Source organism: Kiloniella antarctica, from assembly GCF_042682825.1.
GTDB classification, from domain to species: Bacteria; Pseudomonadota; Alphaproteobacteria; order Kiloniellales; family Kiloniellaceae; genus Kiloniella; species Kiloniella antarctica.
In genome coordinates this window covers 438,886-454,107 of the sequence record NZ_JBHUII010000001.1, presented here as the reverse complement: position 1 = coordinate 454,107, position 15,222 = coordinate 438,886, and the positions used below count along the sequence as shown (strand labels likewise).

The 15,222-nt window shown below is 47.3% G+C and carries 12 protein-coding genes; 9 read left to right on the top strand and 3 right to left on the bottom strand.

What is annotated here, in order from left to right; genetic code table 11:
• Positions 1-11: 11 nt before the first annotated feature.
• From ileS to ACFSKO_RS02100, 8 genes are all read left to right on the top strand, one after another.
• On the top strand, positions 12-2,846 hold the full coding sequence (gene ileS / locus ACFSKO_RS02135; RefSeq protein WP_380247923.1) for an isoleucine--tRNA ligase: 2,835 nt from the start codon (positions 12-14) through the stop codon (positions 2,844-2,846).
• A 38-nt stretch (positions 2,847-2,884) separates the two neighbouring features.
• Positions 2,885-3,376: a signal peptidase II gene (gene lspA, locus ACFSKO_RS02130; protein WP_380247921.1), complete on the top strand. Its 492-nt coding sequence runs from the start codon at positions 2,885-2,887 to the stop codon at positions 3,374-3,376.
• Between the two features lie 30 nt (positions 3,377-3,406).
• Positions 3,407-3,988, top strand: coding sequence for a DUF3035 domain-containing protein (locus ACFSKO_RS02125; protein ID WP_380247919.1), 582 nt, complete (start codon positions 3,407-3,409; stop codon positions 3,986-3,988).
• Between the two features lie 208 nt (positions 3,989-4,196).
• Positions 4,197-5,558, top strand: coding sequence for a M16 family metallopeptidase (locus tag ACFSKO_RS02120; protein ID WP_380247916.1), 1,362 nt, complete (start codon positions 4,197-4,199; stop codon positions 5,556-5,558).
• Positions 5,555-6,910: a M16 family metallopeptidase gene (locus tag ACFSKO_RS02115; RefSeq protein ID WP_380247914.1), complete on the top strand. Its 1,356-nt coding sequence runs from the start codon at positions 5,555-5,557 to the stop codon at positions 6,908-6,910. The genes ACFSKO_RS02120 and ACFSKO_RS02115 overlap by 4 nt, the downstream gene beginning before the upstream one ends.
• A 107-nt stretch (positions 6,911-7,017) precedes the next feature.
• Positions 7,018-8,319, top strand: coding sequence for a glucose-6-phosphate isomerase (locus ACFSKO_RS02110; RefSeq protein ID WP_380247912.1), 1,302 nt, complete (start codon positions 7,018-7,020; stop codon positions 8,317-8,319).
• 93 nt (positions 8,320-8,412) lie between these two features.
• Positions 8,413-10,335, top strand: coding sequence for a DNA mismatch repair endonuclease MutL (gene mutL / locus ACFSKO_RS02105; RefSeq protein WP_380247910.1), 1,923 nt, complete (start codon positions 8,413-8,415; stop codon positions 10,333-10,335).
• Between the two features lie 67 nt (positions 10,336-10,402).
• On the top strand, positions 10,403-11,545 hold the full coding sequence (locus tag ACFSKO_RS02100; protein ID WP_380247908.1) for a DUF3095 family protein: 1,143 nt from the start codon (positions 10,403-10,405) through the stop codon (positions 11,543-11,545).
• 3 nt (positions 11,546-11,548) lie between these two features.
• On the opposite strand, the gene rsmD is transcribed toward ACFSKO_RS02100, so the two are convergent.
• Both rsmD and ACFSKO_RS02090 read right to left on the bottom strand, forming a co-directional pair.
• On the bottom strand, positions 11,549-12,136 hold the full coding sequence (gene rsmD / locus ACFSKO_RS02095) for a 16S rRNA (guanine(966)-N(2))-methyltransferase RsmD (RefSeq protein ID WP_380247906.1): 588 nt from the start codon (positions 12,134-12,136) through the stop codon (positions 11,549-11,551).
• Between the two features lies 1 nt (position 12,137).
• The gene (locus ACFSKO_RS02090) at positions 12,138-13,184 is read right to left on the bottom strand and encodes a pseudouridine synthase (RefSeq protein ID WP_380247903.1); all 1,047 of its coding nucleotides are present in this window, start codon (positions 13,182-13,184) and stop codon (positions 12,138-12,140) included.
• Between the two features lie 135 nt (positions 13,185-13,319).
• Here ACFSKO_RS02090 and ACFSKO_RS02085 point away from each other — a divergent pair, with 135 nt between their 5' ends.
• Complete coding sequence (locus ACFSKO_RS02085; RefSeq protein WP_380247901.1) at positions 13,320-13,802, top strand: nucleoside deaminase; 483 nt, start codon at positions 13,320-13,322, stop codon at positions 13,800-13,802.
• 49 nt (positions 13,803-13,851) lie between these two features.
• Here the strand turns inward: ACFSKO_RS02085 and purD are convergent, their stop codons facing one another.
• The gene (gene purD / locus ACFSKO_RS02080; protein ID WP_380247899.1) at positions 13,852-15,126 is read right to left on the bottom strand and encodes a phosphoribosylamine--glycine ligase; all 1,275 of its coding nucleotides are present in this window, start codon (positions 15,124-15,126) and stop codon (positions 13,852-13,854) included.
• Between the last annotated feature and the right edge of the window lie 96 nt (positions 15,127-15,222).

Below are 15,222 nucleotides of genomic sequence, written 5' to 3'. Positions count from 1 at the left end.
AGATAGGCTCCATGAGCACGGATTATAAAGACACTGTTTTTCTCCCAAAGACCGATTTCCCAATGCGCGGCGGGCTCCCAAAAAAAGAGCCTGAAATTCTGCAGCATTGGAGCGATATTGGTCTGTTTGAAAAACTACGTGCTCAAAGCAAAGGTCGCGAAAAATTTACTCTTCACGACGGGCCGCCCTATGCAAATGGGCACCTTCACATGGGACACGCCTTGAACAAGGTGCTTAAGGATGTGATCAATCGTTCTCAGCAAATGATGGGTAAAGATGCGCATTATGTTCCTGGCTGGGACTGTCATGGCTTGCCAATTGAGTGGAAAGTCGAAGAAGGTTATCGCGCCCGCGGACAGGATAAAGACGAGGTTCCTGTCGTCGAGTTCCGTCAGGAGTGTCGTGAGTTTGCAGATAAATGGATCAATATCCAGATTGAGGAGTTCAAGCGTCTTGGTATCGAGGCCGATTGGGAAAAACCCTATCGCACCATGGATTTTGCATCAGAAGCTCTAATTGTAAAAGAAATGGGCAAGTTCTTGATGAACAAGGGCCTTTATATGGGAACAAAAGCAGTTCTCTGGTCTGTTGTTGAAAAGACGGCACTTGCTGATGCCGAAGTTGAATACCACGAGCTTAAATCACCGACCATCTGGGTGCGCTTTCCTGTTGCAAGCAGTAATCACGAATTGCTTGAGGGGGCTTCGATTGTCATTTGGACAACAACGCCTTGGACCATTCCAGCTAACCGAGCAGTAGCGCGTGGCGAAGAATTCGAATACGTCGTTTATGAAGTTACAGAACTCGGCGAAAATAGTTTGGCTAAAGTCGGAGAACGCCTGGTTCTTAATCGTGAACTTTCTGAGCAGGTAAGAATTGATGCAAAAATTGAAGCTTGGAAAGAACGGGGTGTTGTTTCTGATCTATCTGGCGTCACGCTCAATCATCCATTGGGCGGCTTAGTCGGTGCAGAAGGGGGGTTTGATTATCAAGTTCCTCTTTTAACGGCTGATTTTGTTACGAATGATGCGGGTACGGGCTTCGTTCATATTGCCCCGAGCCATGGTGCTGACGATAATGAACTCGGACGTCAACATGGGCTTGAAGTTCCGATGATGATCGATGAAGGCGGCGTTTATTACGATCATGTTCCTTTCTTTGCTGGTGCTTGTGTTTATACACAAGAAGGTAAAGCCGGAGATGCAAATGGTCGGGTAATTAAAGCTCTCATAGAGACGGGCGCTATGTTAGCTAAAGGCTCTATGCGTCATAGTTATCCACATTCCTGGCGCTCAAAAGCACCCCTCGTTTTCAGAAGTACACCACAGTGGTTTATCTCTATGGAGACAAACGATCTGCGCAAGAAAGCTCTAAAAGCGATTGATGACACTAGGTTTATCCCTGAAAAAGGCAGTAATCGTCTTTATAAGATGATTGAGGGGCGTCCTGATTGGTGTGTGTCGCGTCAACGTGTTTGGGGCGTGCCGTTACCCATCTTCATGGAAAAGAAAACGGGTGAGCCTCTCCGTGATCAAAAGGTCGTTGATCGAATCGTGGCTGCATTCAATGAAGAAGGAGGAGATGCCTGGTTTTCTAGTGATCCCTCTCGTTTCTTGGGGAATGATTATAATCCAGACGATTTTGAGCAAATCCAAGATGTAATTGAAGTTTGGTTCGATTCTGGTTCTACACATAGCTTTGTTCTTGAAGCGCGCCCTGAATTGAAATGGCCTGCAGATTTATACCTCGAAGGATCTGATCAACACCGTGGTTGGTTCCATACATCTCTATTAGAATCGGCAGGAACCCGAGGTCGTGCCCCTTATGATGCCGTGTTAACACATGGATTCGTATTGGATAACAAAGGTCGTAAAATGTCCAAGTCCTTGGGCAATATTACGGCACCAGCCGAGATTAACTCTCGGTACGGCGCTGACATTTTGCGCCTTTGGGTTGTTGCGTCTGATTATTCACAAGACTTACGTGTTGGTGATGAAATTCTGAAGTTCCAAGCCGATGCTTACCGCCGCTTGAGAAACACGCTTCGTTTCCTTCTTGGAAGTTTGAGTGAGTTTTCTGAAGCTGAACGCCTTCCTATTGCGGAAATGCCTGAACTGGAACAATGGGTTCTACATCGTCTGTCAGAATTAGATGGCGTTGTTCGTAAAAGCTGTGAAGATTATGACTTCCATGCAATGTTCCAAGCTCTTCATAATTTTTGTGCGCTGGATTTGTCTGCGTTTTATTTGGATATTCGCAAAGACGCACTTTATTGCGATGCTGCGGATAATCTCGAACGTCGTGCTTGTCGGACTATTATAGATATTCTCTTTGATTCTTTGACAGCCTGGTTAGCGCCAATTCTTTGTTTCACGACGGAAGAAGCCTGGTTAGCGCGTGGTAAAACCAGTGAAGCAGAATCTGTTCATTTACGGGCATTCCCAGAAATTCCTTCTGAGTGGCAGAATGATGCTCTTGCAAGTCGTTGGGATAGTGTTCGTGAAGTTCGCCGGGTTGTCACTGGGGCAATTGAAGTTTTGCGTTCGGAAAAGAAAATCGGATCAAGCTTGCAAGCCCGTCCAGCAGTTTATATCAATCGTAATGAACTTCTTACGGCGATTGGTGATCTTGATATGGCAGATATCTGCATTACATCTCAGATCGAATTGGTAAATGCAGATGCACCAGAGGAAGCTTACCGACTTAATGATGTCGATGGTGTTGGTGTGGTCGTTGATACCGCTGAGGGAGAAAAATGTGAGCGTTGCTGGAAGGTCCTGCCTGATGTCGGAAGCCATCCTCATGCGGAGGGAACGTGTAGTCGCTGTGCCGATGTACTTTCCTGACCTAGCATCTTAATGGCGTGTTCGTAAGGAACCAAAATATGATTTTGCGTGCATTGATTTTGGCCTTGATTATCGTCGGGCTGGATCAGGCGAGTAAGTGGTTTATTTTATTAGAAGTAATGAACCCACCACGCGTGATTGAAGTTACAGAATTTTTTAATCTTGTGCTGACGTATAATACGGGCGTCAGTTTTGGATTATTTGGGAGTGATTCAGAGTGGCGTCCCTTCCTTCTAGCTGGGGTCGCGTTTGTGATTGTAATCGGTTTGTTTGTTTGGCTTAGCAAGGAACCAACAAAGATGATTGCTGTATCTGTGGGCCTAATCAGTGGTGGAGCCATAGGTAATGTTATTGACAGGCTCGTCCATGTTGGGGTCGTTGATTTTTTAAGTTTTAGTATCTCGTGGCTCCCTTGGCAGATGTTTAATCCTTGGCCAGCTTTTAACCTGGCGGATAGCATTATTTTTGTTGGGGTTCTGGTTTTACTCTATGACGGCTTGTTCTTAACGTCATCTAAGGGTAATAAGTAAGTACCTTGGCAAAGGACGCGGATTGAACGCATGAAAAAATTACATATTTTTGGTTTACTAATTATCTCTTTGGTCGTGACCGGATGCAGTGACGGTTTGAAAGAACAAATCGGTTTGGGCAAGCGGGCGCCGGACGAGTTTAAGGTCGTCTCTCGTGCTCCTTTGAGCCTGCCGCCAGATTACAATCTCGCGCCACCACGTCCTGGTGCTTTGCGTCCTCAAGAAGGTTCTGCTCAAGGTCAGGCAAAGCGCGCGGTGTTTAATCTTGATGGTACAGCCGGTCCGGAAAAAACCACAACTTTGCAACAAGCTGGTCGAACAGAGGGTGAAATGGCTATCCTCAAATCAGCGGGAGCGGAGGAGGCCCCTGCTGATATTAGACTGCTTATTGATCGAGAAACGAGGCAGTTGAATTCTGAAAGTGAAAAAGTAGTTGATGCACTGATTTTCTGGAAAGATCAGCCTAGTCCTAACAGTATCGTTGATGCAGCCAAAGAGGCTAAACGTATTCAAGAGAATGCGGCTCTTGGTACACGCGGACAGGGTGAAACGCCGAAAGTCGTTATTGAGCGTGAGGCTCCTCTGGAAGGTGTTTTAGACAATCTTTTTTAGACGAAAATAAAAAACAATGAAAAAAGCTCCGGATATTCCGGGGCTTTTTTTGTTTATATTTGTTAAATAATCGGTTCCATGGGTTTTGCCCTAGTTTTGCCTGATTATTGTTCAATCTATTGTGAAAGATAGTGTTGTTGTTTGGCTTGTCTCATAGCGAGTCAACTTTTAACTAAACCATATTGCAAACAAGTTAGTTGATTTCCATATGCCTTTTTCTCAAGTAGTAATTTTTTTTCGTAAACTGGCGGTCTCAATCGCTTTGTATACTGCGTTGGGAGGGGCATGGGCAACAGCAGGGGTTTTTAACCCTGATGTGTTCACCTTGGATAATGGTATGCAGGTCGTTGTCATCCCTAATCATCGTGCCCCAATCGTATCGCAAATGGTGTGGTACCGAGTTGGTGCGGCTGATGAGAGCCTCGGGGAATCTGGTAATGCACACTTTTTAGAACACTTGATGTTTAAAGGGACTAAAAAGTTTAAATCGGGAGAGTTTTCTGCACTCGTTGCGAAGAATGGAGGTCAGGAGAATGCCTTCACATCTTGGGATTATACCGCTTATCATCAAACCGTAGCTAATGATCGTCTCGAAATGATCATGGAGCTGGAAGCTGATCGGATGACGGGTCTTGTCTTAAATGATGAAGCGGTTTTGCCTGAGCGGGAAGTTGTCCGGGAAGAACGCAGAAGTCGGGTCGGGAATAGTCCCGGTGCCCAACTTGGTGAAGTTATGCGGGCGAGCCAGTTTCTCAATCACCCTTACAGAATTCCAATAATAGGGTGGGATCATGAAATTGAGGCGTTGAATACGGACACGGCCTTGAGGTTTTATCGTAAATGGTATGCTCCCAATAATGCCGTACTGATTATTACGGGTGACGTGACGACGGAGATGGTTAAATCACTCGCTGAGAAGTATTATGGTGTCATCCCCGCAAGGGACGTGCCTGAACGCTTAAGAGTATCGGAACCGCCACAACAAGCTGCACGCAGGGTTGTGAAAAAAAGTAAGCTTATCAATAGTCCTTCGCTTTCAATTCGTTATTTGGCACCGAGTTATCGGACCGCTGGAGATGACACACCTTACGCGTTGCAAGTTTTGGATGAGATTATTGGAAGTGGGCCCACCAGTAAATTATACAAAAGTCTTGCTATCGATGAAAAAACAGCAGCATCGGTGGGCTCTGGCTATAGCCCAACAGCTTATGATCTTGGCACATTTACTTTGTACATATCTCCCAGTGCAGGGATTAGTATTGAGAGCGCTGAAAAGCGTTTGCGCGAAGAGCTTGCAGACATTCTAAGAACGGGTGTGAGTGAAGAAGAAGTGATGATGGCAAAAACCAGAATGGTTGATGCGGCTATTTTTGCACGAGATTCTCTTTCTGCGGGTCCGAACATTATTGGACGGGCATTAATGTCAGGACGCACTGTTGAAGATATTGAGGCTTGGCCTGAACGTATTGCTGCTGTTACGACCGTAGATGTAAATAAAGTTATGAAAACAATTTTTAATGACAACAACTCAGTTACTGGCCTTCTCCTTCCAGAGGCAGATGACAAATGAATTTACTATCCAAAAAATATTACCTTCTTAAAGCTTGCATTGGAATCTATGCGAGCTTGATGTGTGCGAGTGGTGCTTCTCGTGCAGAAGAAATTATTGAAGTAGTGAGCAGTGGAGGGGTAAAAGCCTGGCTCATTGAAGACCATAGCAATCCAATCATATCGGTTAAGTTTGCCTTCACAGGTGGCTCTTCTGTTGATCCAGAAGGAAAAGCCGGGCTGGCCAATCTCGTTGCTGCGACCATAGATGAAGGATCTGGTGATCTTGATTCTCAAAGCTTTCAGGGGAGATTAAATGATCTTTCTATTTCCATAAGCTTTGATGCAAGCCGTGAATTTTTTAGTGGAGAATTGGTGACGCTCAAGCGTAATCAGGCCGAAGCTTTTAAACTGTTAAATCAAGCCTTAACAGCTCCTCGGTTTGATGATGAACCTGTAGAGAGAATTCGATCACAGATTTCGCTCTCGCTCCGTCGTCGTGCAGATGATCCGGGCTATAAAATACAAAAGACACTTCGTGATCTGTATTATCCTAATCATGTTTATGGACGCGCTAATGATGGTAACGTTGAGAGCGTAGCAAGTTTAACCGTTTTTGACCTCCAGAGCTATCTAAAAGACAATATTGCTTTCGATAACTTGACGGTTTCAGTCGTTGGTGATGTCACGCCTGATGAGTTGCTCCCCATGTTGAACAAGGCATTTGACGGGATTGCAGCCAAAGCCAAACCGTTTCGGATTACAGGCGCTAAGCCTAAAGTATCAGGAGGTGTGGTTATCATTAGAGAAGATATTCCACAAAGTGAAGTCCTGATGGTTCAACCTGGAATTTCCAGAAATGATCCTGATTATTATACGGCAATCCTTGTGAATCAGATTTTGGGGGGAGGCAGTTTTTCCTCTCGTCTTTATCAGGAAATTCGTGAAAAAGAAGGTTTGGCCTATTCTGTCGGAAGTTATTTCTCACTTCTTGATCAAGCCCCATTGCTTATGGCTTCTGTGGCCACCCAAAATGACCGCGTAGGGAAATCAATAAAGATCATACGTGAGCAATGGCAGCTGATGGCAGCTGATGGCCCGACAGAACAAGAACTTGCCGATGCAAAGACCTATCTCACAGGATCTTTCCCGCTAAGCTTCACAAGTACGGGCCGTGTTGCAAATATTCTTCTTGCGATGCAGTTAAACAATCTGGGCATCGATTATCTTCAAAAGCGAAACCGCTACATCGAAGCGGTAACTTTGGAAGATGCCAGACGGGTTGCGAAAGAACTCTACGATGTCGAGGCGCTAACAGTTATTATTGCTGGAGACCCTGTCGGGATTGAAGAAGTCGATCCCGTGGCCTACTAGCCGATATCAGTTTGTGCTTAATTGTCTTTTTTTGATACCCAACGTTTGTTACTTTTTTTTGATACGCCTTATTACTTGCGGCAAATACCACCTATCAGATGGAAATCATGTCCTACATTCACGATGCTAAATTATGTCTTGAACCGTTCCTTGGCGAGGGAGGGTTGAAACAAGGTATTTTCGAAGAACAGCTTGAAAGCTGTCGGCAGAGTATTGTTCGGCTAAAAGAAGACAAAGATAGCGGACGATTACCCTTTTTATCCATTCCGGAGCAACGAGATGATTTGGTTGTTTGTCAGACGATAGCCTCGTCCTATCGGGCGAATTGCAGTGATGTCGTTGTCTTGGGCACCGGAGGGTCATCACTTGGCGGCAGAACGCTTTATGGACTTGCGTCTAGTGCGTTTGGCCCGATCAATGGTGGACCTCACCTTCATTTTATCGACAACATTGATCCTCACAGTTTTGATATTCTACTAAAGAAGCTGGATATTTCTAAAACGGGACTGATTGTTGTTTCCAAATCTGGATCAACAGCAGAAACCGTTGCTCAGTTTATGGCTTTACTTCCGGCTTTTCAAAAAGCTTACGGCCCAGAGAAGTTGGCGGAGCGGATTACTGTCATTACGGAACCTCGGCCAAATCCTCTTCGTAAACTTGCACGTGATCTTGGTCTGGAATGCCTTGATCAAAACCCACTAATTGGGGGGCGGTTTTGTATCTTAACGATTGTCGGATTACTTCCCGCAATGATTGCGGGTCTCGATGTTGCTGCCTTGCGAAATGGGGCTGCTAAAGTTGTAGAACAAGCTTTTAACACCGAAGAAATGGCAAAAGTTCCTGCTGCTGTTGGTGCGTCTGTCGCTACGGGTTTATTACGACAGCGTAATATCCGTCAAACTGTGATAATGCCTTACGAAGATCGACTTGCTAATCTTGGTCTCTGGTACAATCAGCTCTGGGCAGAAAGCCTTGGCAAAGAAGGTAAAGGTACGACGCCGATCCGTGCGTTGGGGACTGTGGATCAACACAGTCAACTTCAACTCTATCTGGATGGCCCACAGGATAAGATGTTCACAGTGATCTATCATGATACCAAGGGCCAAGGTTTACCTGTGGATTCAGTTTTGCCGAAAGGTGAAGATTCTTTGAGCTATCTTCGCGGCCGGACCCTTGGGGATTTGCTCACCATTTCAGCAGAAGCAACGACACAAACCCTTGCGAGAAATGGCCGTCCGGTTCGAAAATTCCTTCTCGAAAAAATAGATGAAGAAACTCTTGGCGCTTTGACGATGCATTTCATGTTAGAAACGGTAATATCAGCAGATTTATTGGGTGTTAATCCCTATGATCAGCCTGCGGTAGAGCAAGGGAAAATGCTGGCAAGACGTTTACTCAAAGAACTCTGATCCGGTTTCGGTTAAATATCGATTTCATCATTGTTTGCGCCTTATCATTAGCGCACTATTGTCGTGCTTGTTCTCTCGAAATAGGAGCCTTTTGTGCTTATCCGTCGCCTCCCCGATACCTTGGTCAATCAAATTGCCGCTGGTGAAGTCATCGAACGACCTGCTGCAGCAATTAAAGAATTGGTCGAAAACTCTTTGGATGCAGGATCCCGTAATATCGATGTGGTTATGCGCGATGGTGGACGAAGTTATATCTCGGTAACGGATGATGGCTGTGGCATGAGCGTGGAGGGTCTGAGTCTTTGTATCGAACGCCATGCGACCTCAAAGCTTCCCAGCGATGATCTCGTACATATCGAGACACTAGGGTTTAGAGGTGAAGCCTTGCCCTCTATCGGTGCTGTTGCTCGCTTGCAAATCACTAGCCGTGAAACGGGGAGTGAAGATGCTTGGGCAATAAAGGTTGAAGGTGGTGTTCTCCATGACCCACAACCTGCGGCGTGCAATGCGGGTACGCGGGTTGAAATCCGGGATTTGTTTTTTGCGACACCCGCTCGATTGAAGTTTCTAAAAGCTGCCCGAACAGAAGTAAGTCACGCCGAGGATGTTCTCAAGCGTCTCGCCATGGCACATCCCCAAGTGGGATTTTCCCTATCAGATGAAAAGCGTACAATTTTAAGATTACCAGCCAATAGTGGCGATCTTTTTGAAGTTAGGTTAAAGCGTTTATCATCTGTCATGGCACGTGAGTTTGAAGAGAATGCTCTTCCTATTTCTGCCGAACGGGAATATTTGAAGCTATCCGGTTATATCGGTTTGCCGACCTTGAACCGTGGGAACGCCCAGCACCAGTATCTCTTTGTTAATGGCCGTCCCGTAAAGGACAGGCTGTTACAAGGAGCGGTACGTGGTGCTTATCAGGATTTCCTTGCCCGTGATCGCCACCCTCTTCTGGCACTCTTTTTGGAACTGCCTTCGGAGATGGTTGATGTCAACGTTCACCCGGCAAAAACTGAAGTCCGGTTCCGGGATGCTGCGTTGGTACGTGGATTAATTGTTGGTGCTTGTAAACATGCATTGGCAGAGGCTGGACACAGAGCTTCGACCTCTGTTGGGAATGCGGCTCTTGGCATGCTTGAAGCCGCCCGAGCGCGTAGTGAGCGGGAGGGAGTTCGGCCATCAACAGAATATTCATGGCAGTCGCGACCATCGATAAACTATCCTTCTGGCCGGTTGTCAGATGCTGTAATGGATTATCACGCGCCTTTACCGGGACAATCACAGTCTGCTTTACCCGGTGCAGAGAATTTTGCCCCACAAGCGCGAAGTGGAATGACCGGGGGAGGACTTTCGGAAGATACCGCTCCTTGGGATCAAGGCGAGGAAAATTTTGCTCAGGTCGGCTCTGAGGGGGATCATTTTGATCACCAATCTCATCCTCTTGGTGCAGCACGTGCGCAATTCCATGAAAATTATATAATCACCCAAACAGCTGACGGTATCATTGTTGTTGATCAACACGCCGCACACGAACGCCTTGTCTTGGAAAAGATGAAAGCGCAAATGGCAGAGCAGGGGGTGAAAACCCAAATGCTGCTACTTCCCGAAGTCGTCGAGCTTGAAGAAGATGCGGCCCATCGTTTGGTGAAAAGGGCGGATGAATTGTCGGAACTTGGTTTAGTGTTAGAAGGTTTTGGCCCAGGAGCTGTTGTCGTGCGTGAAGTCCCTGCTATTTTGGGGGAACGTGCTAACGCTGCGGGTTTGGTTACGGATCTTGCTGATGAGCTTGCCGAGTTGGGAGAGACCTTGGCTCTAAAAGAACGCGTAGAGCGCGTTCTCGGTACGATGGCGTGTCATGGCTCTGTACGTTCGGGACGCCGTCTGAATGGTGAAGAAATGAACGCACTTTTACGGCAGATGGAAGTGACGCCTCACTCCGGACAATGCAACCACGGACGCCCGACATATATTGAATTAAAACTGACAGATATCGAAAAACTCTTTTCTCGGCGATAGACCTTCCTATCTATAATCTTGTGGAAGGGGATTACACGGATAATACAGATCTATCGGGAGATCCATTTTGGACTTTGACTTTCTCAAGCTGAAACCTGCGACACAGTTTTCCGATGCCTTCTGCGATGATTTTTATGAAGAGGTTCCCGATGGCTGGTGGGTCATTGTTACCGATGTCGTAAATTCCACAAAAGCGATAGAATCCGGACGTTACAAGGATATCAATATGCTGGGTGCGGCCGGAATAACAGCTGTATTCAACGTTGTTGGCGGAGCCAGCATCCCCTTTGTCTTTGGGGGCGATGGCGCGACATTTCTCTGTTCTGATAAAGATTGCCCGGAACTGATCGCCGAACTGTTAGCCGTCAAAGCTTTTGGCCTACAGCATTACAATCTGGAACTTCGGGTTGGTTGCGTTCCAATGCATGAAGTGCGCGCGCAGGGAAAAAATGTTCAAGTCGCCCGTCTCGAGCTTTCCCCGGGTAACAGCTTGGCACTATTTAATGGTGGTGGGTTGGCTTTAGCTGACAGCATTATCAAGTCAGATAAAACGGGGCAATACTGTAAGAACCAACAAACAGAGAGACTCCCCAATCTCACAGGCCTTTCTTGTCGTTGGCAGCCGTTAAAGCCTGTAAATGGCCAGATTTTAACATTGCTGGTACAGGCCACTGTCGAAGAAGACTATGCCAGATTGGTCGAAGGCATTCAGATAATTTTGGATCGAGGGAATGTTGACTTCAACCCTGTAAAGCCGAAGGAGATGAAACTTTTAGGATTTTTTATGAATTTTTCTTTGGAAAGGTTCGCGGCCAGCGCAGGCTCTGACAGCAAAGTAGTCCCTGCTTTGAAGCTTTTGTTTGAAAGGCTTTATCAACGATTTTCCCACTTCTTTAATATCAAGTCAGGCCCTTACCAACCTGATATCTATTTGACAGAACTACGGAGTAATTCGGATTTTCGTAAGTTCGATGATATGGTCCGCATGGTTTTGGATTGTAAGCAAGATGTTATAGAAGAGTTGCAGTTATTTCTGGAAGCTGAACATAAAGCAGGTAATTTGATTTATGGCATTCATCTCTCTGACGAAGCTCTTATGACCTGCCTGTTATTGGATCTAAAGCACTCTCAGCATCTTCACTTTATCGACGGTGCAGACGGTGGATACGCCATGGCAGCAAAAAACCTTAAGGCACAAGCGAAGATTTAAATATTACTTCTCGGCGAGCCTAAGAAAAAAGAAAACGCGGGCTTTGCCGTATTTGCGGTTATCAACTTCTTCAAAGCCGGGAGGGGGTGTGATGGTCTCTTTGGCGTCGGCTTCGGCGACGATGAGGGCGGTTGGGGCGATCCAGCCTGCTTTGTCCAGAGCGGCGATTGAAGGGTCGCTTAGGTTTTGATTGTAGGGCGCATCCATCAATATAAGCGAACAGGGGTTTGTTGTCCTCGGTGGAAAAAGCGCATCACCGGCTATGATTTGGGTGGATAATTGTTCTTTGAGGGTTTTGATGTTGTTCTGGAGAGCTGTAAGGCTCTCTGGAGCTTTCTCAATAAAGGTTACATGCTTAGCTCCACGCGAGAGTGCTTCAAGCCCCAGGGCTCCTGTGCCAGCAAAGACATCAAGCACGTATTGGTCAACCAATAATCTGCTGGTGCCAGAGGGAAGTAGCCCGCGGCTGACATCGCCCTGGAGCAGGATATTAAAGAGCGATTCTCTTGTCCTGTCCAAAGTAGGCCGCGCCGTTTTGCCATCTGGGCAATCGAGCTGTCGTCCACGATGTCTGCCACCGACAATCCTCATTTTACGGACGCTTGCTCCGAGATGTAGGTTTGGTCGTTTTACGTGTGTCAGGCTTGCCCTGTTTACTTATGGGCTTGTTTACCGGACGGGCTGTCCCCTTACCACTAGTCGTCTTGCCAGATTTTCCTGCTTTACCTGATTTCACAGGGACTTCTACGGGCGCTTCTTTAGGGAGACCTAATTGATCTCTAACCAGTTTATATGGGAGTTCGACGATCTCACCTTCAGGAATTTCACCAAGCTGAAAAGGCCCGTAAGAAATTCTGATCAAACGGTTGACGACCAGACCGAGATGTTCACACACACGTCGAATTTCTCTATTCTTTCCTTCTTGAAGAGACATGGTCATCCAAGCATTGGATCGGGCTTGATTACTGATGGCTGCTTCAATTGGGGCGTAGTGTATACCTTCAATGGTCATACCCTCGCCGAGGGCCTTGATATGGTGATCCTCAACCGTGCCATGGACACGGACGCGGTAACGCCTGGTCCATCCTGTGGCCGGGAGTTCCATCTTGCGTTTGATTTCGCCGTCGTTGGTAAAGAGCAAAAGACCTTCGGAATTGTAATCCAGTCGTCCCACTGGCTGTAGGCGAGGAAGATCTTTTGGCAGATTGTCAAAGACAGTTGGACGGCCTTCCGGGTCACGTGCGGCCGTAATTTGGCCTTTTGGCTTGTGGTATTTCCAAATGCGTGCGCGCTCCGCCTGGGGAAGGGGCTCGCCATCGACGATAATTGTATTTTCAGGCCCAACAACAATGGCGGGTGACTCCAAGACTTTACCGTCGAGTTTAACCCGGCCTTCAGCGATCCAGCGTTCCGCATCCCGACGAGAACAGAGGCCTGCACGTGCGATTACTTTTGCAATGCGCTCTTTCTTATCGGAAACGGGTGCTGCCTCGACCCTTTGATAGGTATCCGCTTCGGGTTTAGGCGAAGCAGGCTTACCCTTGATGGGTCGATTATTGCCAACAGCCTTTGAAGGTCTGCCTTTGGCGCTTGGTCCTGACTTGGGACGGCTCGGTCGTGGTGTCTTTGTGTTTGTCATGGCCGGAATGTATGCCCGTGTAGCTCTTCTGTCTACTGTGAATAAAACAAATGACCTATGCAATTAATATCCAGTGTCTCTGTTACATGATCTGATACTTGACCTAACACCGATTTAGACGGAGAGTCCGCGACTATGGAAGAGGATGTAAAAGACATTTATTGCAAGAAACCTGGTGAAGCCATGGGGCTGGCGCTGAAGGAAGCACAAGCCGCTGCGAAAGCGGGGGAAGTTCCTGTTGGCGCGGTGATTATTGACAGCCAGACAGGTAAGGTTTTGGCGCGGGCTCATAACCGTGTTGAGCGGGATAATGATCCCACCGCCCATGCCGAAGTTCTGGCGATTAGGTCTTTAAGCAAGCAACAGAAAAACGCACGGCTGAAGGATTGTGATCTCTATGTCACCTTGGAGCCTTGCCCTATGTGTGCAACAGCGATTTCCTTCGCACGCATTCGACGCGTTTATTACGGCGCTTACGACCCTAAAGGTGGTGGCGTTGATCATGGCCCGTGCATATACGAGCACGACACCTGTCATCATCGCCCCGAAGTTTATGGCGGTTTGAGTGAAGAGGCCTGTGCCGCTCTTCTGAAATCATTCTTTCAAGAACGCCGATAAGTAAATCCTGCCTTCTGTGGGGCTGATGATTTCTCTTTAAGAAACGATTCTAACGAGCCAGTTCACGCCAGCCTATGTCACGGCGACAGAAACCTTCGGGCCAAGTGATTTTATCGACGGCCTGATAAGCCTTTTCCTGAGCTTCTTTGATATCTGTCCCTAAAGCGGTTACCCCTAACACGCGGCCACCGATGGCTTGTAAGCTGCCATCGTTGCCCGTGGTTGTTCCGGCATGGAAGACAGTTACCGCAGGATCTTGGTTGGCATCATCGACGCCTTTGATGACGGTGTTTTTCTCATAAGACGCCGGATAACCTTTTGCAGCCATAACCACGAGCAAAGCTGTTTCGTCGTGCCAATCCAAGGTGATTTTATCAATCCCGCCTTTTGCTGAGGCAAGAAGAGCTGGCAAGAGATCTGATTTCAACCGTAGGCACAGGGCCTGACATTCTGGATCACCAAACCGGACGTTGTACTCTATCAAACGCGGTCCCGTATCGGTCAGCATGAGGCCGGCAAAAAGAACGCCCTTATAAGGGTGACCTTCTGCTTTCATGCCATCGATCGTTGGCTTGATGCAGCGATCAAGAACTTGTTGTTCAAGTTCCGGGGTTAACACGGGGGCTGGTGAATAAGCACCCATACCGCCAGTATTTGGCCCGGTATCGCCTTCGCCGACGCGTTTGTGATCTTGTGCTGAGGCGAGGGGCAGATAATTTTCGCCATCTGTGAGGACAAAGAAACTGGCTTCTTCGCCCTGCATAAATTCTTCAATGACGACCTCGGCCCCTGCGGCCCCAAAGGCGCGGCCAGATAGAGCCTCTTCCACTGCGGTGTGGGCTTCCGACAGTGTCATCGCAACCGTCACCCCTTTACCAGCGGCGAGACCGTCTGTTTTGATAACAATCGGGGCACCTTGTTCATCCAAATATTTTTTGGCTGAAGGTAAATCTGTAAAGCGCTGATAGTTGGCTGTCGGAATATTATACTTGGCACAAAAGTCCTTCATAAAACCTTTGGAACCTTCCATCTCAGCCGCAGCAGCAGAGGGGCCAAACGCAGGCACGTTGATTTCTTCAAGTCTGTCGACAAGGCCATCAACCAGTTGAGCTTCCGGGCCGACGACGACAAAATCGATGGCACTCTTGGACACAAAATCAATGATTGCATCGAGATCTTCGGCCTTAATCGGCAGGCATTCTGCGACTTCAGAAATTCCGGCATTCCCAGGTGCACAATAGAGCTTTTCGCAAAGTGGAGACTTGGCAATAGACCAACAGAGTGCATGCTCACGGCCACCAGATCCAACGACGAGAATTTTCATTTTATGCTCCCGATATTCAGGCAATTTTTAAAGGGTCAATCAATCTGGCAAGCTTATGCCCTATTCAGCGTGGGAAAGCCAGTCTCAGTCTGCCTT

Excerpts from the sequence above, each read along its gene's own strand:
- purD (WP_380247899.1), bottom strand. The coding sequence starts at position 15,126 with ATGAAAATTCTCGTCGTTGGATCTGGTGGCCGTGAGCATGCACTCTGT.
- ACFSKO_RS02115 (WP_380247914.1), top strand. The coding sequence starts at position 5,555 with ATGAATTTACTATCCAAAAAATATTACCTTCTTAAAGCTTGCATTGGA.
- ACFSKO_RS02110 (WP_380247912.1), top strand. The coding sequence starts at position 7,018 with ATGTCCTACATTCACGATGCTAAATTATGTCTTGAACCGTTCCTTGGC.
- ACFSKO_RS02090 (WP_380247903.1), bottom strand. The coding sequence starts at position 13,184 with ATGACAAACACAAAGACACCACGACCGAGCCGTCCCAAGTCAGGACCA.
- ACFSKO_RS02120 (WP_380247916.1), top strand. The coding sequence starts at position 4,197 with ATGCCTTTTTCTCAAGTAGTAATTTTTTTTCGTAAACTGGCGGTCTCA.
- lspA (WP_380247921.1), top strand. The coding sequence starts at position 2,885 with ATGATTTTGCGTGCATTGATTTTGGCCTTGATTATCGTCGGGCTGGAT.
- ACFSKO_RS02125 (WP_380247919.1), top strand. The coding sequence starts at position 3,407 with ATGAAAAAATTACATATTTTTGGTTTACTAATTATCTCTTTGGTCGTG.
- rsmD (WP_380247906.1), bottom strand. The coding sequence starts at position 12,136 with ATGAGGATTGTCGGTGGCAGACATCGTGGACGACAGCTCGATTGCCCA.
- ileS (WP_380247923.1), top strand. The coding sequence starts at position 12 with ATGAGCACGGATTATAAAGACACTGTTTTTCTCCCAAAGACCGATTTC.
- ACFSKO_RS02085 (WP_380247901.1), top strand. The coding sequence starts at position 13,320 with ATGGAAGAGGATGTAAAAGACATTTATTGCAAGAAACCTGGTGAAGCC.